The organism is Streptomyces sp. NPDC051064 (assembly GCF_044455985.1).
Classification (GTDB): domain Bacteria; phylum Actinomycetota; class Actinomycetes; order Streptomycetales; family Streptomycetaceae; genus Streptomyces.
Genome location: NZ_JBITFK010000001.1, coordinates 483,231 through 507,814 on the forward strand (window position 1 = coordinate 483,231; position 24,584 = coordinate 507,814).

21 protein-coding genes and 1 pseudogene are annotated in these 24,584 nt (G+C 69.7%); 6 read left to right on the forward strand and 16 right to left on the reverse strand.

Annotated features, from left to right (window positions below; genetic code table 11):
- Positions 1-28: 28 nt before the first annotated feature.
- Together pulA and ACIBCU_RS02245 are read right to left on the reverse strand one after the other, a co-directional pair.
- Positions 29-5,335 (reverse strand): pullulanase-type alpha-1,6-glucosidase, encoded by a 5,307-nt coding sequence (gene pulA, locus ACIBCU_RS02240; protein ID WP_399228621.1) that lies wholly within the window; start codon positions 5,333-5,335, stop codon positions 29-31.
- A 90-nt stretch (positions 5,336-5,425) separates the two neighbouring features.
- Positions 5,426-7,153 carry a carbohydrate-binding module family 20 domain-containing protein gene (locus tag ACIBCU_RS02245; protein ID WP_399228623.1) on the reverse strand — a complete coding sequence of 576 codons (1,728 nt, stop codon included), beginning with the start codon at positions 7,151-7,153 and terminating at the stop codon, positions 5,426-5,428.
- Between the two features lie 450 nt (positions 7,154-7,603).
- On the opposite strand from ACIBCU_RS02245, the gene ACIBCU_RS02250 reads away from it, so the two are divergent.
- The 3 genes from ACIBCU_RS02250 to ACIBCU_RS02260 all read left to right on the forward strand — a co-directional run bounded on the left by ACIBCU_RS02250 (position 7,604) and on the right by ACIBCU_RS02260 (position 9,505).
- Positions 7,604-8,377: an alpha/beta fold hydrolase gene (locus ACIBCU_RS02250; protein ID WP_399228626.1), complete on the forward strand. Its 774-nt coding sequence runs from the start codon at positions 7,604-7,606 to the stop codon at positions 8,375-8,377.
- Positions 8,378-8,561: 184 nt separating this feature from the next.
- Positions 8,562-9,056 carry a MarR family winged helix-turn-helix transcriptional regulator gene (locus ACIBCU_RS02255; RefSeq protein WP_399228628.1) on the forward strand — a complete coding sequence of 165 codons (495 nt, stop codon included), beginning with the start codon at positions 8,562-8,564 and terminating at the stop codon, positions 9,054-9,056.
- The gene (locus ACIBCU_RS02260; RefSeq protein WP_399228630.1) at positions 9,053-9,505 is read left to right on the forward strand and encodes a MarR family transcriptional regulator; all 453 of its coding nucleotides are present in this window, start codon (positions 9,053-9,055) and stop codon (positions 9,503-9,505) included. Before ACIBCU_RS02255 ends, ACIBCU_RS02260 begins: the two co-directional genes overlap by 4 nt.
- Before the next feature lie 14 nt (positions 9,506-9,519).
- On the opposite strand, the gene ACIBCU_RS02265 is transcribed toward ACIBCU_RS02260, so the two are convergent.
- The 6 genes and pseudogenes from ACIBCU_RS02265 to ACIBCU_RS02290 all read right to left on the reverse strand — a co-directional run bounded on the left by ACIBCU_RS02265 (position 9,520) and on the right by ACIBCU_RS02290 (position 13,220).
- A complete protein-coding gene (locus ACIBCU_RS02265) occupies positions 9,520-10,071 on the reverse strand; it encodes a hypothetical protein (RefSeq protein WP_399228632.1) in 552 nt (183 codons plus the stop codon).
- Positions 10,072-10,135: 64 nt separating this feature from the next.
- On the reverse strand, positions 10,136-10,612 hold the full coding sequence (locus tag ACIBCU_RS02270) for a hypothetical protein (protein ID WP_362933967.1): 477 nt from the start codon (positions 10,610-10,612) through the stop codon (positions 10,136-10,138).
- Positions 10,613-10,683: 71 nt separating this feature from the next.
- Positions 10,684-10,974 (reverse strand): hypothetical protein, encoded by a 291-nt coding sequence (locus tag ACIBCU_RS02275; protein WP_399228635.1) that lies wholly within the window; start codon positions 10,972-10,974, stop codon positions 10,684-10,686.
- Positions 10,975-11,049: 75 nt separating this feature from the next.
- Positions 11,050-11,973, reverse strand: coding sequence for a hypothetical protein (locus ACIBCU_RS02280; RefSeq protein ID WP_399228637.1), 924 nt, complete (start codon positions 11,971-11,973; stop codon positions 11,050-11,052).
- Between the two features lie 16 nt (positions 11,974-11,989).
- Positions 11,990-12,531 (reverse strand): annotated as a pseudogene (locus ACIBCU_RS02285) (hypothetical protein).
- A gap of 251 nt (positions 12,532-12,782) precedes the next feature.
- Positions 12,783-13,220, reverse strand: a complete 438-nt coding sequence (locus tag ACIBCU_RS02290; protein WP_399228640.1) for an ATP-binding protein — start codon at positions 13,218-13,220, stop codon at positions 12,783-12,785.
- A 165-nt stretch (positions 13,221-13,385) separates the two neighbouring features.
- Here ACIBCU_RS02290 and ACIBCU_RS02295 point away from each other — a divergent pair, with 165 nt between their 5' ends.
- Positions 13,386-14,264 carry a helix-turn-helix domain-containing protein gene (locus tag ACIBCU_RS02295; protein WP_399228642.1) on the forward strand — a complete coding sequence of 293 codons (879 nt, stop codon included), beginning with the start codon at positions 13,386-13,388 and terminating at the stop codon, positions 14,262-14,264.
- Entirely contained in the window at positions 14,261-14,470 is a 210-nt protein-coding gene (locus ACIBCU_RS02300) for a DUF397 domain-containing protein (RefSeq protein ID WP_399228645.1), read from the forward strand. The genes ACIBCU_RS02295 and ACIBCU_RS02300 overlap by 4 nt, the downstream gene beginning before the upstream one ends.
- A gap of 6 nt (positions 14,471-14,476) precedes the next feature.
- Here the strand turns inward: ACIBCU_RS02300 and ACIBCU_RS02305 are convergent, their stop codons facing one another.
- From ACIBCU_RS02305 to ACIBCU_RS02340, 8 genes are all read right to left on the reverse strand, one after another.
- Complete coding sequence (locus ACIBCU_RS02305) at positions 14,477-15,556, reverse strand: sensor histidine kinase (RefSeq protein WP_399228648.1); 1,080 nt, start codon at positions 15,554-15,556, stop codon at positions 14,477-14,479.
- A complete protein-coding gene (locus ACIBCU_RS02310) occupies positions 15,549-16,244 on the reverse strand; it encodes a response regulator transcription factor (RefSeq protein WP_362933988.1) in 696 nt (231 codons plus the stop codon). The genes ACIBCU_RS02305 and ACIBCU_RS02310 overlap by 8 nt, the downstream gene beginning before the upstream one ends.
- 59 nt (positions 16,245-16,303) lie before the next feature.
- Entirely contained in the window at positions 16,304-17,014 is a 711-nt protein-coding gene (locus ACIBCU_RS02315; protein WP_362933991.1) for a VanZ family protein, read from the reverse strand.
- A gap of 138 nt (positions 17,015-17,152) precedes the next feature.
- Complete coding sequence (locus ACIBCU_RS02320) at positions 17,153-18,208, reverse strand: LacI family DNA-binding transcriptional regulator (protein ID WP_362933994.1); 1,056 nt, start codon at positions 18,206-18,208, stop codon at positions 17,153-17,155.
- Positions 18,193-19,869, reverse strand: coding sequence for a glycoside hydrolase family 13 protein (locus ACIBCU_RS02325; RefSeq protein WP_399228653.1), 1,677 nt, complete (start codon positions 19,867-19,869; stop codon positions 18,193-18,195). Before ACIBCU_RS02325 ends, ACIBCU_RS02320 begins: the two co-directional genes overlap by 16 nt.
- 103 nt (positions 19,870-19,972) lie before the next feature.
- A complete protein-coding gene (locus tag ACIBCU_RS02330; RefSeq protein WP_362933999.1) occupies positions 19,973-20,851 on the reverse strand; it encodes a carbohydrate ABC transporter permease in 879 nt (292 codons plus the stop codon).
- The gene (locus tag ACIBCU_RS02335) at positions 20,848-21,864 is read right to left on the reverse strand and encodes a sugar ABC transporter permease (protein ID WP_362934002.1); all 1,017 of its coding nucleotides are present in this window, start codon (positions 21,862-21,864) and stop codon (positions 20,848-20,850) included. Before ACIBCU_RS02335 ends, ACIBCU_RS02330 begins: the two co-directional genes overlap by 4 nt.
- A gap of 21 nt (positions 21,865-21,885) precedes the next feature.
- A complete protein-coding gene (locus tag ACIBCU_RS02340) occupies positions 21,886-23,157 on the reverse strand; it encodes an extracellular solute-binding protein (RefSeq protein ID WP_362934005.1) in 1,272 nt (423 codons plus the stop codon).
- A 361-nt stretch (positions 23,158-23,518) separates the two neighbouring features.
- Between ACIBCU_RS02340 and ACIBCU_RS02345 the strand changes: the two genes are divergently transcribed.
- Positions 23,519-24,559, forward strand: a complete 1,041-nt coding sequence (locus ACIBCU_RS02345) for a LacI family DNA-binding transcriptional regulator (protein ID WP_362934008.1) — start codon at positions 23,519-23,521, stop codon at positions 24,557-24,559.
- Positions 24,560-24,584: the final 25 nt, after the last annotated feature.

Below are 24,584 nucleotides of genomic sequence, written 5' to 3' on the forward strand. Positions count from 1 at the left end.
CCAGGACCGGCCGTCGGTGGGGCGGGCGTCAGCGCTGGGTGAACACGGCGACCGTGCGTCCCGGGACGGTGAAGCCGCCCGTCTGCTTCTCGTACGAGGACTTCTTGACTGCGGCGTCCGCGCCCGCCGCCTGGACGGGGTGCAGGGCGTACGCCTTCCCGGCGAGCCCGGGGATGTCCTGGCTCTGCGTACCGGGGGTGGCGTTCATGACGACGACCAGGCCGCCCAGGCGCATCGTGATCACGCCGGGGGTCTCCTCCTTGCCGGAGAGCGGGAAGGACAGGGTGTCCTGGACCTGCTCGGCGGTGGCGAGGCCGAAGTCCTTCTCCGTGGTGCGGATGGTGAGCAGATCCTGGTACGCGGCGGAGGCGCCGGTGATCTGCGCGCACCCGGGGGTGAGCGCGGCGGCGGTCAGTAGCGGTTTGCCGTAGGACCACTTGTCCTTGTTGTCGGCGGCGGGCGGCAGCCCCCGTCCGAAGCCGTTGCCCTTGCGGCAGTCCCAGTGCAGCGCGTTGAACCAGTCGCCGCTGTCGTAGGAGTTGCGGTCCAGCGACTTGGAGCGCAGCAGGTCGGTGCCGGCCTGGGAGAGCGCCGGTCCCTGCGAGAGCACGGCGGTCGCCATCGCCACGACCTGCATGCGGGCCCGGTCGGCGGCCGAGGTGTCCGCCGGGAGCTTGAAGGCGAGGGCGTCGTAGAGGGTTTCGTTGTCGTGGGCGTCGGCGTAGGCGAGCGCGTCGCCGGGTGCCGCCGCGTATCCGGCGGGGGCGCCGTTGTAGTCGACGGCCGAGCCCTTGACCGTACGGCCCTGGGTGTCGGTGAAGGTGTAGTCGGCGAGGTTGCCGCTGAGGCCGACCTTGATCAGGTCCTGGTAGTGGAGCAGCCGGGCCTTCTGTTCGGCCTCGGTGCCGTTGGCGGCCGAGGTGTTGGGGTCGGTGTAGAGGCCGGAGGCGAAGCCCTGGACACCGGGGTCCTCGTCGAAGGGGCCGCCGCCGCGCACGGCGTCGCGGGACCGGTCGGAGAAGGTGGCGATGCCGGTGCCGGCCATGTTCTTCTGGGTGGCCTGGACGAAGCGGGCGTCGTCGGCGATCTCACCGAAGTTCCAGCCCTCGCCGTACAGGATGATCTTCTTCCCGTCGACGCCGTCCTTGGCGACGGTCAGCTCGTCGAGGGCCTCCCGGACCGCGAGGATGTTCTCCTTGGGGTGGTGTCCCATCAGGTCGAAGCGGAAGCCGTCGACCTTGTACTCCTTGGCCCAGGTGACGATCGAGTCCACGACGAGCTTGCCCATCATGGTGTTCTCGGGCGCGGTGTTGGCGCAGCAGGTCGAGGTGGCGACGGTGCCGTCCTCCAGGAGCCGCTGGTAGTAGCCGGGCACGATCCTGTCGAGGACGGACTTGTCGTCCTGGCCGGAGGCGACGGTGTGGTTGTAGACGACGTCCATGACGGTCCGCAGTCCGGCGCCGTTGAGCCCCTGCACCATCTGGCGGAACTCGACCGTGCGCTTCGTGCCGTCGGGGTCGGAGGCGTAACTGCCCTCGGGGACCGTGTAGTGCAGCGGGTCGTATCCCCAGTTGAAGGCGTCCTTCGCGGCGGCCTTCGCGACGCAGGCCTGCTGTTCCTCCGAGTTCGGGGCGTAGACGGACAGGTCGCAGGCCGGCTTCTGCTGCCCGGACTTCTTCTCGGGGATCGTCCCGATGTCGAAGGCGGGCAGCAGGTGGACGTAGCTGGTGCCGGAGTCCGCGAGCTCCTTGAGGTGCTTCATGCCGTCGGAGCGGGTGTCGGTGAAGGCGAGGTACTCGCCGGGGTGCTTCGACGTGGTGTCCGTGACCGAGAAGTCGCGGATGTGCAGCTCCTGGATCTGGGCGTCGCGCATCGGGACGGCGGCAGGCTTCTTCAGGCCGGACCAGCCGCGCGGGGCGAGCTTCGGGTCGTCGAGGTCGACGACGAGGCTGCGGGCGGAGTCGGCGGTCAGGGCGGTGGAGTAGGGGTCGGTCACCTTGTTGGTGACCATCTTCTGGACGGTGGGTGCCCAGACCTGGACGGCGTAGCGGTAGGGCTTGCCGTTCCAGCTCTTCTTGCCGGTGACCGACCAGACGCCGGTGCGGTCGTCGCGCCGCATCGGGACGGTCTTCCCGTCGAGTTCGAGCGAGACGGTGCGGGCGGTGGGTGCCCAGACGGAGAGCGTCGGGCTGCTCTTGTGGAAGGCGGGTCCGAGGGCGGCGCCGCTCGCGGCCTTCCCGTACAGCGCGTCCAGCACACCAGCGGTCTGTACTCCGGTGGCGGCGAGCAGGGCGCCGTTGGCGGCACGCTGGGTGGCGATCAGCTGGCCGCGCAGGGATGCGCGGACCCTGTCCCGGTCACGGGTGTCGACGGTGAACGCCGGATAGTCCTTGAGGTGCGGGTACTTCGCCTTCTGGGCGTCGGTGAGTTCGGTGGCGCCGAGCCGGAGCCACCGGCCCTCGTCGGAGAGCGCACCGTCGACGACGGAGATGCCGCCGTTCTTCGCGTACACGAGCTGCTGGCTGGTGGCGTCTGTGGCCTTCACCTTCCAGACGACGGTGTCCGCGTCGATCCACTGGGCCTCGGCCTTGGTCAGGTCGGGAGTGGGGACCCCGCCGGTCTGCGGCAGCAGGTAGCCCGGCTTGCCGCCGAGCATCCAGACCTCGTGCCCGTACGAGGCGATGTCGAGGGACTGGTCGCTCGGGAGGTCCTTCTCGTCGCCCTTGTGGAGGATGTAGCTGAGCGAGGTGGCGCCGTCGGTGAGCGGCACCTCGAAAGTGACGCCGTAGGCGTCGGTCTTCACGGGCTGCAGGGGCTTCGCCCAGTCCGTGGGGGCGGCGGCTCCCGTCCAGGTGTGCAGGCCCCAGCCGTCGTAGTCGCCGTCGGCGCGGTGGTAGTGCAGGACGGCCTTGGAGGTGTCCTGCGCCGGGGCCTCGGGAGCCTCGGTGGCCTGCTCGTCCTTGCCCTGCTCGATCCAGACCTGGCCGGTCCTGGCGAGATCGACGGTGCGCTCGGGGCCGTCGGCGGTGCCGTTCTTCTCGACCGTGTACGGGACCGAGGAGGCGCCCTCGTCGAGGTCGATCCAGGCGAACGCTCCGTAGGCGTCCCGGCCGATGAAGTCGGCGCTCTTGTCGCCGGACTTCAGCTGCCAGCCCTCGTAGTCGCCGTCGGCGCGCTTGTAGTGGACGACGGCGTGGTCACGTTCGACGGCGACGGGCTTCGGGGTGGGCGGTGCCTGGCCGGCGGTGGTGGAGGCCAGGGCGCCCGCGGTGCGTCCGGCGCGGTCGACGACCACGGCCTTGTAGCGCAGCGCGGTCCCGGCCTTCACCGACTCGTCCAGGTGCTGGGTGACCTTGTAGGGGGCGTGGTCGGCGGAGCCGAGGGTGACCCACTTGCCGTTACCGGTCTGCGCGGCGAACACGACGCGGTTGAGCCCGCCGCCGTCGACGTCGGCGGAGAGCTCGACGGTGCCGGTGGCTCCGGCGGCCGGAGCCTTCAGGGTGACCGACGGCTTGGTGGCGGGGGTGCCGAGCGCCTTGTCGGCGCGGAGCACGACGCTGGACAGCGCGGGCACGGTGACCTTGACGGCCTTGTCGGAGCCGCTGCGGACGGTGCCGGTACCGCCGTACAGGGTGCGGAAGTTCATGCCGGCCGACTCGGTGGGCAGCTCGACGGTCCTCGCCTCGGCGGAGTTGTTGGCGGCGACGACGTATTCGTACGGGCGCTTGGTGTCCGTACGCGAGAAGGCGTAGACGGAGTCCTTGGAGTAGCGCTCGGTCTGCACACCGTCGCGCAGCGCCGGGTGTTCCGCCGTGAGCTTCGACAGGGCCGCTATGGAGCGGTAGAGCGGGTGCTTCGTGTCGTACGCGTCGGAGGCGTGCGTACGGTCGGTGCCCAGCTGGTCGTCGTCGAGGTAGTCGGCGGTCTTCGACGCGAACATCGTCTGGCGCGCGTCCTTGTCGCCGCCCGCTCCGGTGTAGCCCTGCTCGTCACCGTAGTAGATGACCGGGTTGCCGCGGCCGAGGAACATCAGCTCGTCGGCGAGGCGGGCGCGGTCCAGCAGCTCGGCGTCGCCGGCCTTCGGGTTGTCCTGCTTCAGGAAGGTGCCGATGCGGCCCATGTCGTGGTTGCCGAGGAAGGTGACCTGCTCGTAGGCGTTGGCCTTGTCGGTGGTGTAGCGGTAGTCGTCACCGTAGACGGAGGCGAGCTTCGAGGCCGGGGCACCCTGGGAGGCGTACTGCCGGGCGGCTTCCTGGAAGGGGAAGTCGAGTGTGGCGTCGAGCCTGCCCCGCGTCACGTAGGGCGAGGTGATCGCGGTGTCGGCGGAGTAGACCTCGCCGAACATGAAGAAGTCGTCGCGGCCGCGCTTCGCCGCGTAGTCGTCGAGGGCGGTGGCCCACCGGGTCCAGAAGTCGAGGTCGACGTGTTTGACGGTGTCGATGCGGAAGCCGTCGATGTCGAAGTCGCGGACCCACTTCTCGTAGATCTTCTCCATGCCGGAGACGACCTCGGAGCGCTCGGTCCACAGGTCGTCGAGGCCGGAGAAGTCGCCGTACTCGGTGGACTCGCCGGCGTAGGTCGAGTCGCCCCTGTTGTGGTACATCGTGGTGTCGTTGAGCCAGGCCGGGACCTTCTCACCGGTCTTCGTCGGCGTGTACGGGAAGGAGTCCGCGTCCACGTCCTCGACGCCCTGGGTGTCGTCGAACGGACGGCCGTCCTCGTCGAGGTACGGGAAGGCGCCCTTCGGCTTGTAGCCGTACGTCTTCTCGGCGTAGTCGACGGTGTCGGCCGTGTGGTTGGTGATGACGTCGAAGAAGACCTTCATGCCCTTGCCGTGGGCTTTGTCGATCAGCTTCGTGAGGTCGGCGTTGGTCCCGAAGTGCGGGTCGACCTGGGTGAAGTCGGTGATCCAGTAGCCGTGGTAGCCGGCCGACGCGTTGTCGCCCGTGCCCTGGACGGGACGGTTCTTGAAGATCGGGGCGAGCCAGATCGCGGTGGTGCCCAGGCCCTTGATGTAGTCGAGCCGCTGGGTGAGGCCCTTGAGGTCGCCGCCCTGGTAGAAGCCCTTGTCCGTGGGGTCGTAGCCGGTCTCCAGCCGCGAACCGGTCAGGCCGCCCCGGTCGTTGGAGGTGTCGCCGTTGGCGAAGCGGTCCGGCAGCACGAAGTAGAACTGCTCGCGGGTCAGGTCGTTCCTGGCCGGTTCTCCGGCGAGTTTCGCGTCCGAGGGCGGGGAAGGCGGTCTGGGCGCGGCGGACGCGGAGGCCGCCGGCACGACGGGCAGCAGCGCCGCGCACAGTGCGGCGACGGCTCCCCGCCGGAGGGTGGTTCGGGACACGGGCGGGTACTCCTCTTTCGGGATCGGGCGGTGTGGAGCAGTGCGGGCCGGGGATGCTCACCCTCGCCTCCCCGGCCCGCCGGGTGTGGTTCAGCTGCGCCAGACGTCGGCGGTCAGGGCGACCTTGCCGGAGGCGGGCACGGTGGCGGTGCGGTTGGCTCCGCTCTCCCAGGTGACGTTGCCGCTCGCGTCCTTGCGGACGTACTTGTACTCGAACGGCGTCCCGGCGGGCAGGGCGACATCGAGCTTCCAGACGGGGTACGTCGCCGGGTCGAGCTTCGGCGCACTGCCGGGCGCCCAGTTGCCGAGCGCGGCCTGATTGCCGGTGACGTAGATGTTCTGGCCGGGCTGGGTGGTGGCGTTGACGCCGAAGGAGGCACCGGACTGGCCGTTTCCCGGGCCCGGGCCGGGGTCGGTGCCGCCGCCGGAGCAGGTGCGGGCGTTGACGTGCAGGGCGAGGGCGGCGTTCGCGCCGAGGGTGGCGGTGAACTGTCCGGAGCCGTTGACGGTGACGCCCTTGCCGGACTGGACGTCGCAGTAGTCACCGGCGGGCAGCGACGTCTGGAACGTACGGCTGAGCGAGGAGCTCTCGTGGTTGATGGCCACGTACGCCTTGGAGCCCCGGCCGAAGGCGATCTGGTCGCCGCCGTTGTCCCACCAGTTCGAGACGGCCTGACCGCGGGCGGCGTTGCGGAAGCCGACCATGGAGGAGATCTCGGTCCAGGCGTGCTGGCACTTCCAGCCGTCGCTGTAGCAGGCGTTCACCTGACCGCCGTTGGGCGGGCCGGCGTCCTTGTCGGACCACGCGTAGCCGGAGTGGACGTCCGGCGAGCCGTAGGGATAGGCCAGCATGAAGACATTCGCCAGGGTGTAGTTGGCGCCGTCCTTGTAGTTCAGGGTGTCGCCGCCGCGCTCGGTGTCGTGGTTGTCGACGAAGACGGCGGACCTGCCCGACTCCATGAAGCCCCAGCCCTCGCCGAAGTTCTTCAGGTTGGCGAGGTTCTCGTTGTTGAAGACCTGCTTGAGGCTGCGGCCGTAGCGGAACTCCTGGACGTCGCCGCTGCCGAGGTACTCGGTGGGAGAGACGGCCTCGCCGGCCCCGTGGATGGCCTCGTGCTTCCAGTACACGCCGGGGTTGCTGAGCCGCGACTTGATGTCGGCGAGGTCACCGGCCGGCATGTGCTTGGCGGCGTCGATGCGGAAGCCGTCGACACCGAGGGAGAGCAGGTCGTTGAGGTATCCCGCGATCTTGCCGCGTACGTAGTCCTCGCCGGTGTCCAGGTCGGCGAGGCCGACCAGTTCGCAGTTCTGTACGTTGCCGCGGTCGCCGTAGTTGTTGATCTGCGACTGGCAGTCGTTCATGTCGTTGACGGAGTAGAGGCCGGGGTAGTCGTACTTGCTGTACGAGGACCCGCCGGTGCCGGTGCCCGATCCGGCCGACATGTGGTTGATGACCGAGTCGGCTATGACCTTGACGCCCGCGCCGTGGCACGTGCGGACCATGTTCGCGAAGGCCGTACGGTCACCGAGGCGCCCTGCGATCCTGTAACTGACGGGCTGGTAGGAGGTCCACCACTGGCCACCCTGGATGTGCTCCTGGGGAGGTGAGACCTGGACGTAGCCGTAGCCGGCGGGGCCGAGGCTGTCCGTGCACGCCTTGGCCACGGAGTCGAACTTCCACTCGAACATCACCGCGGTGACGTCCTTCTCGCCGGGCGGCGCGGCTTGGGCGGTCCCGGCGCCGAACCCGGCGGGGACAGCGAGGACTGCGGCGCCCGTGGCGAGGGCGAGCGCGGCAGACAAGGGTCTGCGTGCCATGACGTTCCTCCTGCGGTGGGGGAAGTGCGGGGATGGCGGAGCAGCCTCACGTGGCAACGCGCCGTGCCGTCAAGGCTCATGAAGGTTCTTGCAGCAAGGATGCAAAACTTCGTGTGCGGCAGACCGTACGAGTCCGACCTGCCCTGGTCAACCCCCTGGACACGACGCGATCACGTCCCGCTCACATCCGCGAAATCCTGGAGATTTCTTCCTGCAAGGTCTTACGCAAAATATTGCGGGGCTGTTAAGTTCGTCCCGACTCCGGCCCGGCCGGCCGGGGGTCCGGCACCCCGGGCCCCACGCGCCCGGCCGGCCGGGCCGGTCACTGCGCGGAGAGGTCCGGACGTCGCTTCCCCGCCGGCCCATCCCGGGCCGACTTCCGGACCTCTCCCGCGCGTTGCCCGCGGCGTCTCGTACGCTCTTCCGGTCAAAGGAGTGGGAGGGCGACGCGTGCGCGATGCTGCCGTAACCCCCGAAGGGGACCAGATCCGATGGGTGGAGCTGCCCGGGACGGAGCCCGCCCGTGTCTATGTGCACGGCCTCGGCGCCACCTCCCCCGCCTACTTCGCCCAGGCCGCCGCCCACCCGCTGCTCGCCGGCCGCCGGTCTCTGCTGGTCGACCTGCTGGGGCACGGCATCAGTGACCGGCCGACGGACTTCGACTACCGCCTCGAATCACACGCTGACGCGCTGGCCGCCGCCCTGACGCACGCGGGCGTCACCGGGGCGGAGTTGGTGGCGCACAGCATGGGCGGCTCCGTCGCCGTGGTCCTGGCCGTTCGTCACCCGCGGCTGGTGTCGCGGCTGGTCCTGGTGGACGCGAATCTCGACCCTGTGACGCCCGTACCAGGTGCCCTGGGAAGCAGCGGGATCGCCGCGCTCTCCGAGGCCGACTTCCTGGCGGGCGGGTGGCGGCAGATCCGCGACCTGGCGGGCCCCCACTGGTGGTCCACGATGCGGCTGGCCGGCCTGGCGGGCCTCCACCGCACCGCGGTGCACCTCACCCGCGGGACCACCCCCACGATGCGTGAGCTGCTGCTGGAGCTGAGCATCCCCAGGACCTTCCTGTACCCGGAGGCCGACGGCGCGCCCGCCGGGGCCGGGGCGCTCGCCGAAGCCGGTGTGCGGGTGGTCCCGGTCCAGGACTGCGGGCACAACGTCATGCTGGACAACCCGGACGCGTTCGCACGGGAGACCGCTGCCGCGCTCTCGGCTTCCGCCTGACATCGCCGGGGGCCGAGGTGACGCCGCTCAGGCCCTGCCGGTCCGGAAGCGGCGCCGGTACTCGGTGACGGGGTCGTCGTTCCGTCCCGGAAGGAGCTCGCCTGAAGCGGCTGCTCCGGCCTCCCGCCGCCGCCCCATCCGAAAATAGTAGCCATGGACATAGTAGCCAAGTACTCTATTCGCCATGAGTAAGGGTTCGCCGGGCCCCACACCCGGTTTCCTGGTGTGGCGGCTCGCCAACAAGTGGCGTGTCGCGGTCGATCGCGCGCTGGCACCGCTGGGCCTCACCCACGCGCAGTACGCACTGGCCGCGTCACTGCACGGCATGCAACGTGTCGGCGAGCGGCCCAGTCAGCGCCGACTCGCCGACCACACCGGCTTGGAGGCGCTGTACGTCTCGAAGCTGGCGCGCGCCCTGGAGTCCGCCGGCCTGATCGAGCGCACCCGCGATCCCCGCGACCCGCGCGCCGTACAGCTCGCCCTCACCGAGCAGGGCCAGGCCGTCGTACAGCGGGCCATCGTGGTGGTCCAGGGACTGCTTCAGCAGTTGCTGGAGCCGCTCGGCGGCCTCGACGCCCCGCGGACGCGCGCGTTCACCGACGAGCTGATGACCCTGCTCGATGTACCCATCGCTCCATCCGTACCGAACGACGAGAGCACTCAGGGGACAACACCATGACCACTACGTCCACCACCGGACCCGTCGCCGACGCCCGCACCCTCGGCCTGGCCCACTACGCCGCCCGCGGGGTCCTGGAGCACGTCCTGGCCCGGCACGGCAGCACGTTCCAGCAGCAGATCGTCCTGCGCGCCGCCATCACCACCGACGCCCCGCAGACGCCGGACGATCTCGTCGCCCAGGTCCAGGGCTACCTCAAGGCCGATCCGGCCGGCATCCGCGCCACCCTCGACGAACTGCTCGCCGAGCAACTGCTCGATGCGGACGGCGCGCACCTTCGCCCCACAGACGCGGGGCGCGAACTGCTCGCCGCCGTCGGCACGGAGACCGCTCCCCTCAGCACCCGCATCTGGGGCGGGATACCCGCCGAGGACCTGGCCGCCGCCGGACGCGTCCTCGCCCTGGTTACCGAGCGCGCCGACGCGGAGCTTGCGGCGCTGACCGTCTGACCTCCCGGTGGCGCTCAGCGGGGCAGGCGGCCCAGTACGGCACGGAACCTCTCTCGTCCCGCGGTGACGCTCGCGTCCCACAGCCCTGCCGCGTCACCGCTCGACGAGAGGGACTGGAGCCGCTGCTCCTCGACGAGAAGGCCGGCCCCCGTCACGTTCTGGTCCAGCATCCCCATCGCGGTGAGCACCACATGGCCGCAGGACACCGCGTCATCAGCGTTTCCCGAGCCGTGGGCCGGCAGGGCGTGCCGCAGGGTGAGGACGGCGAAGAAGGCGTAGGTGTCGACGACATCGGTGATCCCCTCCTCGTTCGCCTGAAGCTCCGGGAACCGCTCCAGCCGGCGTACGCGCTCGGCGGCGTCGGCGAGCGGCCGGTCGGCGTGCCAGAGGTCGCGTACGGACTCCGCGTAGAAGTCCAGGTGGGATTCCCGCCCCGGCGTGCTCGCTCGCAAGCCGATGAACAGTGGCGCCATGCGTTCGGTGCAGGCGGCGACGTACAGGCGGATCACCTCGTCGCCCCCGTCACGGAGCGCCTCCGCGACGGCCGTCTCCACCAGCTTCTTCATGTCCCGCCTTCCCGTTCGAGGTGTGGGTTCACGTCGGAGCCGCACAGGCGCCTGTACGTGCTGGCTATCGGAGCGGTCCCTGCTCGTCGATGAACGTGGTGGGCGTGGACAGGAACACATCGGTGAGCACCGGGCCGTAGGCGATGTTGAAGGTGTCCAGCCAGTACGACCAGCCCCGGATCCCCATGGCACTGCTGAAGCGGTAGTTGAGCTGCCAGCGCACCCACTGGCCGGGGACGAGCCGCACTGCCGGGGGCCGTCGAGGCCGGGGCGGCAGGGCGAACAAGGGCTGGACCCGCGGGAGGACCCGTAGCCGTCCGTCGGCTTCCCGTAGCTGGACATCGACTGTGGTGCGGTCCGCCTGGGCGTCGTAGGGCTCGAAGCCGTCACGCTCATGCATGCGGATCACGTGCGCGGAGGTGACCGTCTCGGGAGGCGGGAGAGCGAAGCCGACCGGAGCCGCGTTCCTGCGCGAGGCGCTCTCCCCTCCCCGGGACTCCTTCGTCCAGGACGTCCGTATCCACTGGACGGTGATCTCCATGGCGTACCCCCCCGCCGAGTCGTCGAGGGGATCACCATATGCGCCTCTCGGATCACCGCCTCTGTCCGGAGTCACATCACCCGGACCGGACCCCGTTGCTCATCGGCGGAGGTCTCCTCGCTGAAGATTTCATCGGCTGTGGCGGCGACGACTGCGCGGACCAGCCACTGGCTGAGGAGTTCCGGATCGATGCAGGTCGTGATGTTTTCGCGGGTCCGGTCGCTGATCGCGATGCCTCGTGCACCGAGCAGGAGCAGAACCGACTCGGCGCGGCCTTGTGCGCGGCCTTCGGTGCGGCCTTCGGTGCGGCCCTTCTCCCGAATCTCCTCGGAGAGGGGCGAGATGTAGAAGGAGAGATCCACGGTCACCAGGTTCCTTCACTCGTGCGGCGGAGTCGATTCGGGCGCACGTAGGGAAACCGACGGCGCAACCACACGTCACCGATCGGCGGAGGTCTCCTCGTCGAAGATCTCGTCCGAGGCTGCGACGAACGCCGCTCGCACCAGCCATCGGCGGAGAAGATCCGGGTCACCGCAGGCGGAAATCCTCTCCCGAGTGGCGTCCGTGATGCCGATACCGCGCGCCTCGAGGATGAGCAGAAGAGCCTCGGCCTGCCCCTCGGCGTGACCCTTCTCGCGGCCCTCTGCACGGCCCTCTGCGCGGCCTTCGTCGCGGATTTCCTCGGAGAGCGGCGAGGTGTAGAAGGAGAGATCCACGGCCACCAGGTTCCTCCACTGTTGCGCGGCAGGGCGGTTGCCCAGGCCTTGTGCGATGAATTCGACGAGTGGTTCAACGAGCGATTCCGGCGCGTCGCGCAGGGCGACGGACATCGTCTTCAGTATCGCATCGACGTCCGGATTGTCGGCATGCGTGATCGCCGAGAGCGTGGCGAGCACGAGGTCCTTCCGGGCTTCGGCCACGTTCGTGATGACGGGCATGTTGTGCGGCCCCGCCACCAGGGGGCGGGTGGTCACGGTCGGCCATTGGGGCAGGCCGATCGTGAGAGGGCGGGCCGCCCATGCGGCTGTCGCGTGGTCCTGGCAGATGACGAGGAGCAGGACCGGGAGCCTGTACCTGTTGTTGAGGTAGGTGACGTAGTACGGCCAGCTGGCTGTTTTGCCGGGGTCCTTCTTGCCTTGGGCTTCGACGACGAGGAGAAAAGGGCCGTCGTTCTCCGTCCTGATGCGCAGGAGGGTGTCGACGCGCCGTTCGAGCGGCTCGTTCTCGGTGAGGTCGACGGTCAGGAGCTCCGCCGACACGAGGGGCGGCAACTGCAGCCCGAGGACGTCGGAGAGCTGGGAGAAGAGGCCCGGGTATTCCTGGAAGATGCGGTGCATCGCTTCGTGCGGTGCGCTGACCATGGGTTTCCGTTCGGGATCAGGCGGCTGTGGACAGGTCGGTGCGGCAGTCGCGGCAGGGGTCGGGGTGCCGGGAGCGGAAGGCGCGGTCGCAGCGGTCGCAGTTCTGGAGCGGGATGACGATCACGCCGGGGCGTGTGGCCTCCAGCTCGCGTGCGCCGGGCAGTGGCGGCGGGAGCAGGGCGGTGATGCGGTGCCGCAGGAGCTTGGCCGGGTGCTTGAGCGGGACGGGTAGGTCGGCGGTGAGCGCGTGCCGGACGGTGTCGGGGCGGGCTGAGCAGCACCGGCGGCAGCGACCTCCGCTCCCGGCTGGTTGTACGAGACCGTACGCGTCACGATGCGGCCGTCGGCGAGGCGTACGCGGCTGCGGTGCAGGTAACCCGTCGATTCCAACTCCCGCAGGGCGGCGGCGATACGTGTCTCACTCTCCGGGAAGCGTTCGGCGAGACGCTTGATGCCGATCTTCGCTCCGGTCGGCAGCGACTGGATGTGCACGGCCAGGCGACCGCGGTAATCTGCTGGGTACCCATCGGGAAGCCTCTGCTCTTCCTCGGTGGTCAGGCCCTCGATCGGGATTCCAGTCCTGTCGGGGGCCGTCGCATGTCTGTGGCGGTCGGGGCGAGCATATACCCGGCAACACGTGCCAAATCCAGCTCAGTTGCCTTATGTCACCCGAGTGAGTGACGAAGCACGCATTGGGGCGGGTTGGGTTGGGAAGGGTCTTTTTCCCGAGTTCTTTCAAAGCTTTTAGCGTCGCGGCCACCGCGTCACGGCCCACCGGGTCGTGGGTTCCCGCGACCCGGTGGCAGCGGTCACCGTACGAGGTCGAGTTCGGCCCAGACCGACTTTCGCGGCGCGGGGCCGACCTCGACGCCCCAGCGGTCCGCGAGCGCCCCGACGATCAGCAGGCCGCGCCCCGACTCCGCCCCCTCCCCGGGCATTTCGACGGCCCCGGGCGCAGGAGGAAGCCGATCACCCAGGGTGTCGGTCACCTCGATACGGAGAAGCGCACCCCCGTGGACCGCGATGCCCAGCCGGAAGTCCCGGCCCGGTACGCGGCCGTGCACGGCTGCGTTGGCGGCCAGTTCAGCCACGATGTTCGCCGCCGGCTCCGTGGCCAGCCCCCAGTCGCCCAGCTGTGCCGTGGCCAGCAGGCGGGCGAGCCTGACGCCACGGCGGGTGGGAGAGAGCAGCACGGTGAACTGCCGCGTCGGAGCGGAATGTTCGGTTCGGGTGATTTCTTGGGTCACGTCACTCAGCGTGGCCTTTTTTGCTTACCGTGAGGAGTGGCAGCACGGTTACGTACGGTGATTGTCCAGTCCTTGTCCAGTGCTGTCCCGGCTGTCCGGGGTGACGCGCAGGGGACGACAGAGGTTGGTGCGAGAACGGCAGACGCGTCGGGAAGCGGGGCACGGATGAGCGTGGATGAGGCTGTTACGGCACGTGGGGGCGACCGGGCTGACGAGCCCGGCTGGGACGTCGATCCCGACGACGAGCCGGGAGTAGCCATGGCCGCCACGGTGGGCCGACAGATCAAGGCCTGGCGGGAGGCGGCCGGCATGCGGGCCGGTGAGTTCGGCGCCGCGATCGGGTACGGCGAGGATCTCGTCTACAAGGTGGAGGGCGGCCGGCGCATCCCCCGCCCGGAGTTCCTGGACAGGGCGGACGAGGTGCTCGGCGCGGGCGGGAAGCTCGCCATGATGAAGCGGGAGCTGGCAGAGGTCCGGTATCCGAAGAAGGTGCGGGATCTGGCAAGGCTGGAAGCCAAGACCATCGAGTTGGAGGCGTACCACCACCACAACATCAACGGCTTGTTGCAGACCGAGGAGCACATGAGGGCGCTGTTCTCCTCATGGTTGCCGGCCTATACGCAGGACGAGATGGACCGGGTGGTGGCCGCTCGCTTGGCTCGACGGTCCATCTTCGATCGGGCCCCCGCACCATCGCTGAGCTTCGTCCAGGAAGAGGTGACGCTACGCCGTCCCGTCGGAGGCACAATGATTCTACGCCGCCAGCTCGAACGCCTGTTGGAGCTGGGGCGGTTGCGGAACGTGGCAATCCAGGTGATGCCTACTCATCGGGAAGAGCATCCTGGGACGGGCGGGTTGATCGAGGTGCTGAGATTTCCCGACGGCAGCGCGGTGGGCCGTTCCGAGGGGGCGTTCAGCGGTCGTCCGGTGTCCGACCCGAAGCAACTCCGAATCCTTGGACTGCGCTATGGCATGATCCGGGCGCAGGCTCTTACGCCACGTGAGTCACTGGCCTTCATTGAGCAACTGCTGGGAGAGACATGATCCACAAGGCCTCTGCAGAGGAAGCCACGGAGTTGGAGTGGCTCAGGAGCAGCTACAGCAGCAGTGGCGACGGCAACGACTGCGTCGAGGTGGCGGCCGCACCAGGCACCGTGCACGTCCGCGACTCCAAGGATCTGCCCGGCCCCCGCCTCCGCTTCACCCCCACCACGTGGGAAGCCTTCGTGACGTACGCCTCCGGGAGCTGAATTCCCCTACGCCATGCCGGGCAGCCGCACCGTGACGGCCAGCCCGCCGGTGGGGCGGGGCGCGAGGTCGAGGGCCCCGTCGTGGGCGCGGACGATGCTGTGCACGATGGCCAGGCCGAGGCCCGCGCCGGCGTGCTCGTCGCTGCGTACGCGTTCCGTTCCGCGCTGGAAGGGTTCGGTGAGGGTCGGCACCAGGTCCGGCGGGAGCCGACGGCCCGTGTTCTCGACCCGCAGCACGCTCGTGTCGCCATGCGCTTCGGTGTGGACCGTCACGGTACCGCCGGTGGGCAGGTTGTGGACGACGGCGTTCTGGACGAGGTTCGTCACCATCCGCAGCAGGAGCTCCGAGGAGCCTCTGGTGCGGGCGGCTCCCCCGGTGACGTCGAGCGTGATCCGGCGGCGTTCGGCGAGGGGGAGCAGGGTCTCTGCGGCTTCTTCGGCGGTGAGGGAGAGGTCGACGCTCTCGCGGGTGAAGTTTCCGCGGTCACTGCGGCCGAGCAGCAGGAGGGCCTCGGTGAGGTCGATCGCGCGCGTATTGACAGCCTGCAGGCGTTCGAGGAGTTCGCCGCGGTCCCGGGTGGGGTCCCTGCGGGCGACGTCGAGCAGCGTCTGCGAAATGGCCAGCGGGGTGCGCAGTTCGTGGGAGGCGTTCGCGGCGAACCGCTGCTGCTCGGCGACGTGCGACTCGAGCTGTTCGAGCATGGTGTCGAACGTGTCGGCGAGTTCACGGAATTCGTCCTGGCGGCCTTCCATGCGGATCCGGTGGGCCAGCGATCCGTCCCCGGCCAGCCGCGCCGCGGCGGTGATCCGGGTGAGCGGTGCGAGCATCCGGCCGGCGAGGACCCATCCCCCGGCGAGGCCGATCACGAGCAGGAGGCCCATGGCCACGGCCGCGGCGGGGGCGAACATGCGCACGAGGAGGTAGCGGTTGGGCGAGGTCCCGAGAAGGCCCTGGGAGTTGTCGGGTACGTAGCGCAGCAGGAACATCCACACCACGGCGAGCAGGAGCGCGCCCGCGACGGCGAGGAACCCGGCGTAGCTGAGGGTGAGTTTCAGCCGGGCGCTGAGACCGGGGCGTCTACGCATGCGGACTGCCGGGGGCGGTGGTGGCCGTACCGGTGTCGATCCGGTAGCCGACGCCGGGCACCGTGGAGATGATCCCCGGTTCGCCGAGCCGTTTGCGCAGTGCGGAGACGGTGATGCGGACGGCGTTGGTGAAGGGGTCGGTGTTCTCGTCCCAGGCCCGTTCCAGCAGTTCCTCGGCGCTGACGACCCCGCCCTCGGCGGCGACGAGGACTTCCAGCACGGCGAACTGTTTGCGGGTGAGCGCGACGTAGCGTCCGTCGCGGAAGACCTCCCGGCGGAAGGGGTCGAGCCGCAGGCCCGCGATCTCGCGGACCGGGGGCCGGGCGTACGCACGCCTGCGGTCGAGCGCCCTCAGCCGCAGGACGAGCTCCCGCAGCTCGAACGGTTTGGTGAGGTAGTCGTCGGCGCCGAGCTCGAACCCCGAGGCCTTGTCGTCGATCCGGTCGGCAGCGGTGAGCATGAGGATCGGGATGCCGCTGCCCGAGGCCACGATGCGCCGGGCGACCTCGTCGCCGGAGGGGCCGGGGATGTCGCGGTCGAGGACCGCGAGGTCGTACGAGTGGACGCTGAGCAGTTCCAGGGCGGAGTCACCGTCGCCGGCGATGTCGGCGGCGATCGCCTCCAGCCTCAGACCGTCACGGACGGCTTCGGCCAGGTAGGGCTCGTCCTCCACGATCAGTACGCGCATGTGCGAAGCCTAAGACCGGCCGGCGAGGGCATGGACGCGTGCACACCGGAGACCCGGCATCAGCCTGCCCGCGCAGGCGCCGGCGCGGGGCGGGGCCGGTCCGACGGCGCTTCCGCCGTGGTGCGCCACCAGCGGCGCGACGCCAGGCCGGCCAGCACGGCGCCGGTGGCGTTGACGAGTACGTCGTCCACGGAGGACACCCGGTCCAGCCGCAGGACGTACTGCGCGGTTTCGACGAGGACCGAGCAGCCCGCCCCGAGCGCCAGGATCCGCGGGACGGACGCCAGCGCTGCGAAACGCATGGGGGCGAAGAACCCCAGGGACGCGAAGACGAGCAGGTTGCCGACGGTCCCGAGCGGCCCCATCGTCACCAGGTCCCGCAGCGGTACCAGGCTCACCCGGCCGGGGACGACACCGGCCCCGGCGCCCGGCATCATGGTCATCCACAGGAACGGCACCGACCCGTGGACCATGCCCACCTCGGCCAGCGACGTCCGCCACGCCGATGTGACGCCGACGGCACGCCGCCGGTGCGCCAGAGCCCACGCCACCAGCACGGACAACGGAAGCGCGACCAGCGTCATGAGCACGACGCCGTTGAACGTGTCGAAGCAGCCGTGCCACCGCCCGGCCACGCACCTCGGAGCGGCCATCATGAGCGGCCCCCGCACGACGAACAGGGCGCTCGCCAGGCCGAGGGCCGCCAGACCCAGGAGCACGATCGTGCGCGTGCGTCGGGGCGGCGCCGGCAGGGATGCGTTGTCGTTCATGACCCCATTGGAGCCGGAGGGCCGTCGCGCCGGCGTATGCGGTTCTCGATACGCCCGCGATATACGCCGGTTCCCGGCACCGGGGAACGCGAAGGGCCGGGTCCCCCCTCCGGACCCGGCCCCGCTTTCCGCGCCCGTTCAGGCGCGCGCCGCCGCGGTGGACCCCCGTACCACCAGCTCCGGCTGGAACACGTACTCCGTGCGCTGCACGGGGCTTCCCGCGATCTCCTCCAGCAGCGCGCCGACCGCCGCCGCCGCCATCGCCTGCACCGGCTGGCGCACCGTGGTCAGGGGCGGGTCGGTGAAGGCGATGAGCTGGGAGTCGTCGAAGCCGACGACGGAGACGTCGCGGGGTACGTCGAGGCCCCTCCCCCGGGCCGCCCTGACCACGCCGAGCGCCATCAGGTCGCTGCCGCAGACGATGCCGGTGCAGCCCGCGTCGAGCAGGGCGCCAGCGGCGACCTGACCGCCCTCGACGCTGAACAGGGTGGAACAGACGAGGAGTTCGGCCTCCTCGCGGTCCAGGCCCAGCAGGGAGACGGCCGCGTCGACGAAGCCGTCACGCTTGCGGCGCGAGGGCACATAGCGCTGCGGCCCGATCGCCAGGCCGACCCGCCGGTGGCCGAGCTCGGCGAGATGGCCGACGGCCATGCGTACGGCGGCCTGGTCGTCGGGCGAGACGAACGGGGCGCTGATGCGCTCGTTGTAGCCGTTGATCAGGACGAACGGCACACCCCGGTCGGTGAGCGCCGCGTAGCGCGCCGGGTCGGCCGAGGTGTCGGCGTGCAGCCCGGACAGGAAGACGATGCCGCCCACTCCACGCTCGACGAGCTGTTCGACGAGCTCGTCCTCGGTCGCGCCGCCGGGCAGCTGGGTGCAGAGCACGGGCGTGTAGCCGTGCCCCGCGAGCACCTGCTCCACGGACTGCGCGAACGCCGGGAAGATCGGGTTGGTGAGTTCGGGTGTCACCAGCCCGATCAGTCCTGCGCTGCGCTGCCGCAGCCGTACGGGCCGTTCGTAGCCGAGGATGTCGAGCGCCGCGAGCACCCGCTGACGCGTGGTGTCCGCGACGCCCGGCTTCCCGTTCAGCACCCGGCTGACGGTGGCCTCGCTGACCGCGGCCTGACCGGCGATGTCGGAGAGCCGCAGCGCCGGTCCGGTCCTGGGTGCGGGGACTGTCACACCGTCCACCACACCGTGGTGTCGGCGGGCAGCTCGACCGTGTCGCCGTCGGCGGTCACCGGGCCGCTGGCGAGCAGCAGGGTGCCGGGGGCGGGGATCCGTACCGGCGCGCCCGTCGTGTTGACGGTGCAGACGAAGCCGGGGCGGCCGAGGGCGAGCACGCCCTCGGGGGCGTCCAGCCACTCGACGTCCGTGCCGGCACCGAGGCCCGGGTGCTCGCGCCGGGCGGCGATCGCGGCGCGGTACAGCTCCAGCGTGGAGCCCTCCGTGCCGGTCTGCGCCTCGACGGAGAGCTCGCCCCAGCTGTCGGGCTGCGGCAGCCAGCTGCCTCCGTCGCCGAATCCGTACGAGCTGCCCTCGCGGGTCCACGGGATCGGCACCCGGCAGCCGTCGCGGAAGCCGTCCTGGCCCTCGGCGCGGAAGAAGGACGGGTCCTGGCGGGCCTCGTCGGGCAGGTCGGTGACGTCGGGGAGGCCGAGCTCCTCGCCCTGGTAGACGTAGGCGGAGCCGGGCAGGGCCAGCATCAGCAGGGTCGCCGCGCGGGCCCTGCGCAGGCCGAGCTCACGGTCGCCGGGGGTGCGGATCTGGGTGCCCAGGCCCGGCGGGTTGCCGAAGCGGGTGGTGTGCCGGGTGACGTCGTGGTTGGAGAGCACCCAGGTGGTGGGGGCGCCCACCGGACGCATCGCGTCGAGCGAGGAGTCGATGACGGTGCGCAGCTCGGCGGCGTCCCAGGCGGTCGACAGGTACTGGAAGTTGAAGGCCTGGTGCATCTCGTCGGGACGCACGTAGTTGGCGGTGCGCTCGACGGTGGGGGTCCACGCCTCGGCGACGAGGATGCGGTCGCCGGGGTACTCGTCGAGGATCGTGCGCCAGCTGCGGTAGATCTCGTGCACACCGTCCTGGTCGAAGAACGGCATGACATCGTTGCCCAGCAGCTTCAGCTGGTCGTGCGATCCGAGGTCCGGCAGGCCCTCCGCCTTGACGAGGCCGTGGGCGACGTCGACGCGGAAGCCGTCGGCGCCCATGTCGAGCCAGAAGCGCAGGATGGAGCGGAACTCGTCGGCGACGGCCGGGTGTTCCCAGTTGAAGTCGGGCTGCTCCGGCGCGAAGAGGTGCAGATACCAGTCGCCGGGGGTGCCGTCCGGGTCGGTGGTCCGGGTCCAGGCCGGGCCGCCGAAGATGGACTCCCAGTCGTTGGGCGGGAGTTCGCCGTCGGTGCCCTTGCCGGGGCGGAAGTGGTAGCGCTCGCGCAGGGCGGAGCCGGGGCCCTCGGCGAGGGCGCGCTTGAACCACTCGTGCTGGTCGGAGGAGTGGTTGGGGACCAGGTCGACGATGATGCGCAGGTCCAGGCCGTGGGCCTCGCGGATCAGTGCGTCGGCGTCGAGGAGCGTGCCGAACATCGGGTCGATCGCCCGGTAGTCGGCGACGTCGTAGCCCGCGTCGGCCTGCGGCGAGGCGTAGAAGGGGCTGAGCCAGACGGCGTCCACACCGAGGTCCCGGAGGTACGGGAGCCGCGCGGTGGCACCCGCGAGGTCCCCCATGCCGTCGCCGTTGCCGTCGGCGAAGCTGCGCGGGTACACCTGGTAGATCACCGCGTCCTGCCACCAGCCGGTGCGGTGGCCCGGGGCGTCGTCGGACGTGCCGGTGGAGGGGGCAGCGAGGTGCTGGGTCATGTCGTCCCTGGGGTGTCTGGGGGTGGTGGGCGGCGCCGGGACCGGGTCGGGGAGCCGGCGCCGCCGTGACGGGTGCGCTCGTACGGTCGTGCGGGACTGCGCGTCAGCCCTTCACGGCTCCGGCGGACATGCCGGTGACCAGGTGCTTCTGCGCGAAGAGGAAGACCAGCGCGGCCGGGATCGCGATGAGCACGGACGCCGCGGTCATCGGGCCCCACTGGGCTCCGTACTGGTTGACGAACTTCTGCAGTCCGCCGGCGAGCGTGAGGTTCTCGTCACCGACCATGAACGCGGAGGCGTACGCCACTTCGCCCCAGGCGGTGATGAAGGAGTAGAAGGCGGTGACGGCGAGGCCGGGCTTGGCCAGCGGCAGGATGAGCCGCCAGAACGTGCCGAACGGGGTGAGTCCGTCGACCTGGCCCGACTCGTCGATCTCGCGCGGGATCGTGTCGAAGAAGCCCTTCATCATCCAGGCGCAGAAGGGCACCGAGATGGTGAGGTAGGTGATGACGAGTCCGGCCGGCTGGTTGAGCAGGCCCATCGTCGACATGATGTTGTAGATCGGCACGATGAGGACGGCCACCGGGAACATCTGGGTGACCAGCAGGGTCCACATCAGCCCGCGCTTGCCGGGGAAGCGGAAGCGGCTGACGGCGTAGCCGGTGGTGGCGGAGACGAAGACACCGATGACGGTGGAGAGCCCCGCGACGATCACGGAGTTGGCGAACCAGCTCAGGAACTCGGTGTCCTTGATCAGGTTCGTGTAGTTCTCGAAGGTCGTCTCTTTGAAGAAGTCCGTGGTCGAGGCGAACTTCGCGGGCTTCAGCGAGGTCAGCAGGACCCACAGCACCGGGAAGACCGCGATCACCGACGTGATGATCAGGGTGAGGTGCAGGGCCAGGGAGGCGGCCGGCGAGCGGTCGCCGCGCTTGCGGACCTTGCGGGCGCTGCGCCGGGCGGAGGTTGCCGTAGCGGTGGTCACCAGTTGTCTCCCTGCGTGCGGAGCACTCGCCGGTACACCATGGCGAAGAGCATCAGGAGTACGAGGATCAGCACGCCCCAGGTGGAGGACTGCGCGAAGTCGCGCGGGCTGATCTCGAAGGAGAATTTGTACGCCTGGGTCACCAGGATCTGGGTGGCCTCACCGGGTCCGCCGCGGGTCAGCAGGAAGATCACCGGGAACATGTTGAAGGTCCAGATGGTGGAGAGCAGGACCACCGTGGTGGAGACCGGGCGCAGTCCGGGGAGCGTGACGTGGCGGAAGCGCTGCCAGGCGGTGGCACCGTCCATCTCCGCGGCCTCGTACTGCTCCGAGGGGATCGACTGCAGTCCGCCGAGCAGGGCGACCATCATGAACGGCACACCGAGCCAGACGTTGACGGCGATGACGGAGAACTTGGCCCAGGTGGGGTCGTTCAGCCAGGGTATGCCGTCGATCCCGGCGCCGCCGAGGATCTTGTTGAGCAGCCCGTTGTTCTCGTTGTAGAGGAAGCGCCAGGCGAAGACGGAGACGAAGCCGGGGATGGCCCAGGGCAGGATCAGCGCCATGCGGTAGGCGGAGCGGCCGACGATCCTGCGGTTGAGGATGTTGGCCAGGGCCATGCCCAGGCAGAAGGTGATGGCCACGCAGGAGACTGTCCACACCAGCGTCCAGCCCAGCGTCCCGAGGAACTGGCTGCCGGTCAGCGCGTCGGCGTAGTTGTCCAGGCCCACGAACTCGTAGGTGGCGGGCATCTCGTTGACGCCGATGGACCGGGCGACGTTGCGCTCGTTGGCGTCGGTCAGCGACAGCCAGATTCCGCGGACCAGCGGGTAGCCGATGATCACGCCGATCACGAGCACGACCGGGGCGACCATGGTCCAGGCGTACCAGTGGACCGAGAGGGCGCGCCGGAGCCTGCTCGGCGGCGGGGGGTTACCAGTACCGCGGCTCCGGCCGCGGACGACGTCGTCGCCCGCGGCCTTCGCCACCGACTGGCTGGTGTGGACAGCCATCAGTCGGCCTGCCTTCCTGAGTTACTTCCAGCCCTTGAGGAGCTTGCGGTAGGAGTCGCCGGTCGCCTTGGCCGCCTTCTCCGGCGTGGTCTGGCCGGTGAGGACCTTGGTGTACTCGACGTTCAGCGGGGCGAAGAGGCTGCCGGTCTCCGGGATCCAGGGACGCTCGACCGCGGTCTCGACGACCGGCTTGAAGAACTGGACGATCTCGCTGTCCACGGCCTCCTTCTTGGCGTACGCGGAGGTGCGGGTCGGCAGCAGGTTCAGCTCACCGGCGGTCTGCGCCTGGGTCTCGACCGAGGTCATGTACTCGACGAAGGCGTAGGAGGCGTCCAGGTTCTTGGAGCCCGCGTAGACGCCGAGGTTGTGGCCGCCCTGCGGGGCACCCTGCGCGGCGGAGCCGGCCGGCACCGTGGAGATGCCGAGGTTCGCCTTGTCGGTGAACTCCTTGCCGGTCAGCGTGTCGGCCACGGCCCAGGGGCCGTTGATCATCATCGCGACGTCGCCGTTCTTGAACGACGACATCATGTTCTCCCAGCCGTCCGTGGCGTCGGTCTTGGCCGCCCCGGAGTCGACGAGGTCCTTCACGACGCCGAACGCCTTGGTGCCTTCGGCGTTGTCCACGGTGACGGTCTTCGAGCCGGCGTCGACCAGGTCGCCGCCCTCGCCGTAGAGGAAGGAGAGGAAGTAGTACGAGTCGTCGCCGCGCAGGTAGAGACCGGTCTTACCGGTCTTCTCCTTGATCTTCTTGGCGATGCTCTTCAGGTCGGCGATCTTCGCGGGCGGCTCGACGCCGGCGTCCTTGAACATCTTCTTGTTGTAGAAGATGCCCATGGAGTCGATCACCTGCGGGACCGCGTACGTCTTGCCCTTGTACTCGGTCGACGCGGCGGCCTGCTCGAGGAAGTCGCCCTCGTCCTTCAGCGCCGCGGTGCCGTCCAGCGGGGCCAGGTAGCCGAGGTCGGCGAACTCGGGGGTCCAGGCGACCTCGGAGCGGATGACGTCGGGGGCGCCGGAGTTGGCCTGGGCCGCGTTCTTGAACTTGTTCTGCGCCTCGCCGAAGGGGACGTTGACGTACTTGACGTCGACCTTCGGGTGCTTCTTCTCGAAGCCCTCGGCGATCTTCTTGAAGACCTTGTCCTCGCTGCCGACGTTCGAGGTGTCCCACCACGTCACCGTGCCCGAGAGCTCGCCCGAGCTCTTGCTGCCGCCGGACTCGTCGTCGCTTCCGCAAGCGGTCGCCGCGAGCGCCAGGGTCGCGACCAGGGCGGTGGCCGTTATGCCACGTCGCATCTGAACTCCTTCAACTGCCGTACCGCTCCGTCGCGGCGCCGGGTCGACGTGAACGTAACAAGGATGAAAGACGACCGAAAGACTTTGCGGAAGATTTCTGCAAGCGCTGCTGATCGTTACATTGGCGTGTCCGCAAGGTTGCCGTCAAGCCTCTTGACGGGAGCTCCTTCGCCCTGCCCATGCCTGGCCAGGCCTGTTGCAGCGGCTGTACGGCGATCCGACCGGGGTGGCCGGGACAGCCCTCGCAAGGCCTTGCAAGATGTTGCTGCGGGGAGACCTCCGACCGGTGATCGCCGGGGCGGATGGCCCGAATCCCGTGCATGGTGGGCAATCCGACACGCGCCCGGTACAGTCCAGTGCCATGACCGCACGGCTTGCCGATATCGCAACTCAGGCGGGGGTCAGCGAAGCGACGGTCAGCCGCGTTCTGAACGGCAAGCCCGGTGTTGCAGCGGCCACCCGTGAATCCGTCCTCGCGGCGCTCGACGTCCTCGGGTACGAACGCCCCGTCCGGCTGCGCCGGCGCAGCGCCGGTCTCGTCGGGCTGATCACGCCCGAGCTGGAGAACCCGATCTTCCCCGCGCTGGCCCAGGTCATCGGCCAGGCGCTCACCAGGCAGGGCTACACGCCGGTGCTGGCGACGCAGACGCCGGGCGGCTCCACCGAGGACGAGCTCACCGAGATGCTGGTCGACCGCGGCGTCTCGGGGATCATCTTCGTCTCCGGACTGCACGCCGACACCTCCGCCGACATGCAGCGTTACGAGCAACTGCGCGCGCAGGGCGTCCCCTTCGTGCTGGTCAACGGCTTCTCCTCCAAGGTGCAGGCCCCGTTCATCTCCCCCGACGACCGGGCGGCGATGCGGCTGGCGGTGACGCACCTGGTGGCGCTGGGGCATCAGCGCATCGGGCTGGCGGTCGGGCCCAAGCGCTTCGTGCCGGTGCTCCGCAAGATAGAGGGATTTCACGCCACGATGCAGGAGCAGCTGGACCTCACGGCCGATTCCGTGGAGGAGCTGATCCAGCACTCCCTGTACACGCTGGAGGGCGGCCAGGCGGCCGCCTCGGCGCTGATGGAACGCGGCTGCACCGCGGTGGTGTGCGCGAGCGACATGATGGCGCTCGGCGCGATCCGGGCGGCCCGCCGGCTGTCGATGGAGGTTCCGCGTGACCTCTCGGTGGTCGGGTACGACGACTCGCCCCTCATAGCGTTCACCGATCCGCCGCTGACCACGATCCGGCAGCCGGTGACGGCGATGGGCCAGGCCGCGGTCCGCACCCTGCTGGAGGAGATCGGCGGCACGCCCGCACCGCACAGCGAGTTCGTGTTCATGCCCGAACTGGTCGTACGCGGTTCGACCGCCTCGGGCCCGGGCCCCTCCTCGGCACGCCGGGCGGTCTAAAGTACTGGATGTGCGACCGGAACCC

Coding starts and splice junctions, on each gene's coding strand:
- ACIBCU_RS02340 (WP_362934005.1), bottom strand. CDS start 23,157: ATGCGACGTGGCATAACGGCCACCGCCCTGGTCGCGACCCTGGCGCTC.
- ACIBCU_RS02300 (WP_399228645.1), top strand. CDS start 14,261: ATGATCCACAAGGCCTCTGCAGAGGAAGCCACGGAGTTGGAGTGGCTC.
- ACIBCU_RS02245 (WP_399228623.1), bottom strand. CDS start 7,153: ATGGCACGCAGACCCTTGTCTGCCGCGCTCGCCCTCGCCACGGGCGCC.
- ACIBCU_RS02345 (WP_362934008.1), top strand. CDS start 23,519: ATGACCGCACGGCTTGCCGATATCGCAACTCAGGCGGGGGTCAGCGAA.
- ACIBCU_RS02310 (WP_362933988.1), bottom strand. CDS start 16,244: ATGCGCGTACTGATCGTGGAGGACGAGCCCTACCTGGCCGAAGCCGTC.
- ACIBCU_RS02280 (WP_399228637.1), bottom strand. CDS start 11,973: ATGGTCAGCGCACCGCACGAAGCGATGCACCGCATCTTCCAGGAATAC.
- ACIBCU_RS02305 (WP_399228648.1), bottom strand. CDS start 15,556: ATGCGTAGACGCCCCGGTCTCAGCGCCCGGCTGAAACTCACCCTCAGC.
- ACIBCU_RS02260 (WP_399228630.1), top strand. CDS start 9,053: ATGACCACTACGTCCACCACCGGACCCGTCGCCGACGCCCGCACCCTC.
- ACIBCU_RS02335 (WP_362934002.1), bottom strand. CDS start 21,864: ATGGCTGTCCACACCAGCCAGTCGGTGGCGAAGGCCGCGGGCGACGAC.
- ACIBCU_RS02265 (WP_399228632.1), bottom strand. CDS start 10,071: ATGAAGAAGCTGGTGGAGACGGCCGTCGCGGAGGCGCTCCGTGACGGG.
- ACIBCU_RS02270 (WP_362933967.1), bottom strand. CDS start 10,612: ATGGAGATCACCGTCCAGTGGATACGGACGTCCTGGACGAAGGAGTCC.
- ACIBCU_RS02255 (WP_399228628.1), top strand. CDS start 8,562: ATGAGTAAGGGTTCGCCGGGCCCCACACCCGGTTTCCTGGTGTGGCGG.
- ACIBCU_RS02325 (WP_399228653.1), bottom strand. CDS start 19,869: ATGACCCAGCACCTCGCTGCCCCCTCCACCGGCACGTCCGACGACGCC.
- ACIBCU_RS02295 (WP_399228642.1), top strand. CDS start 13,386: ATGAGCGTGGATGAGGCTGTTACGGCACGTGGGGGCGACCGGGCTGAC.
- ACIBCU_RS02315 (WP_362933991.1), bottom strand. CDS start 17,014: ATGAACGACAACGCATCCCTGCCGGCGCCGCCCCGACGCACGCGCACG.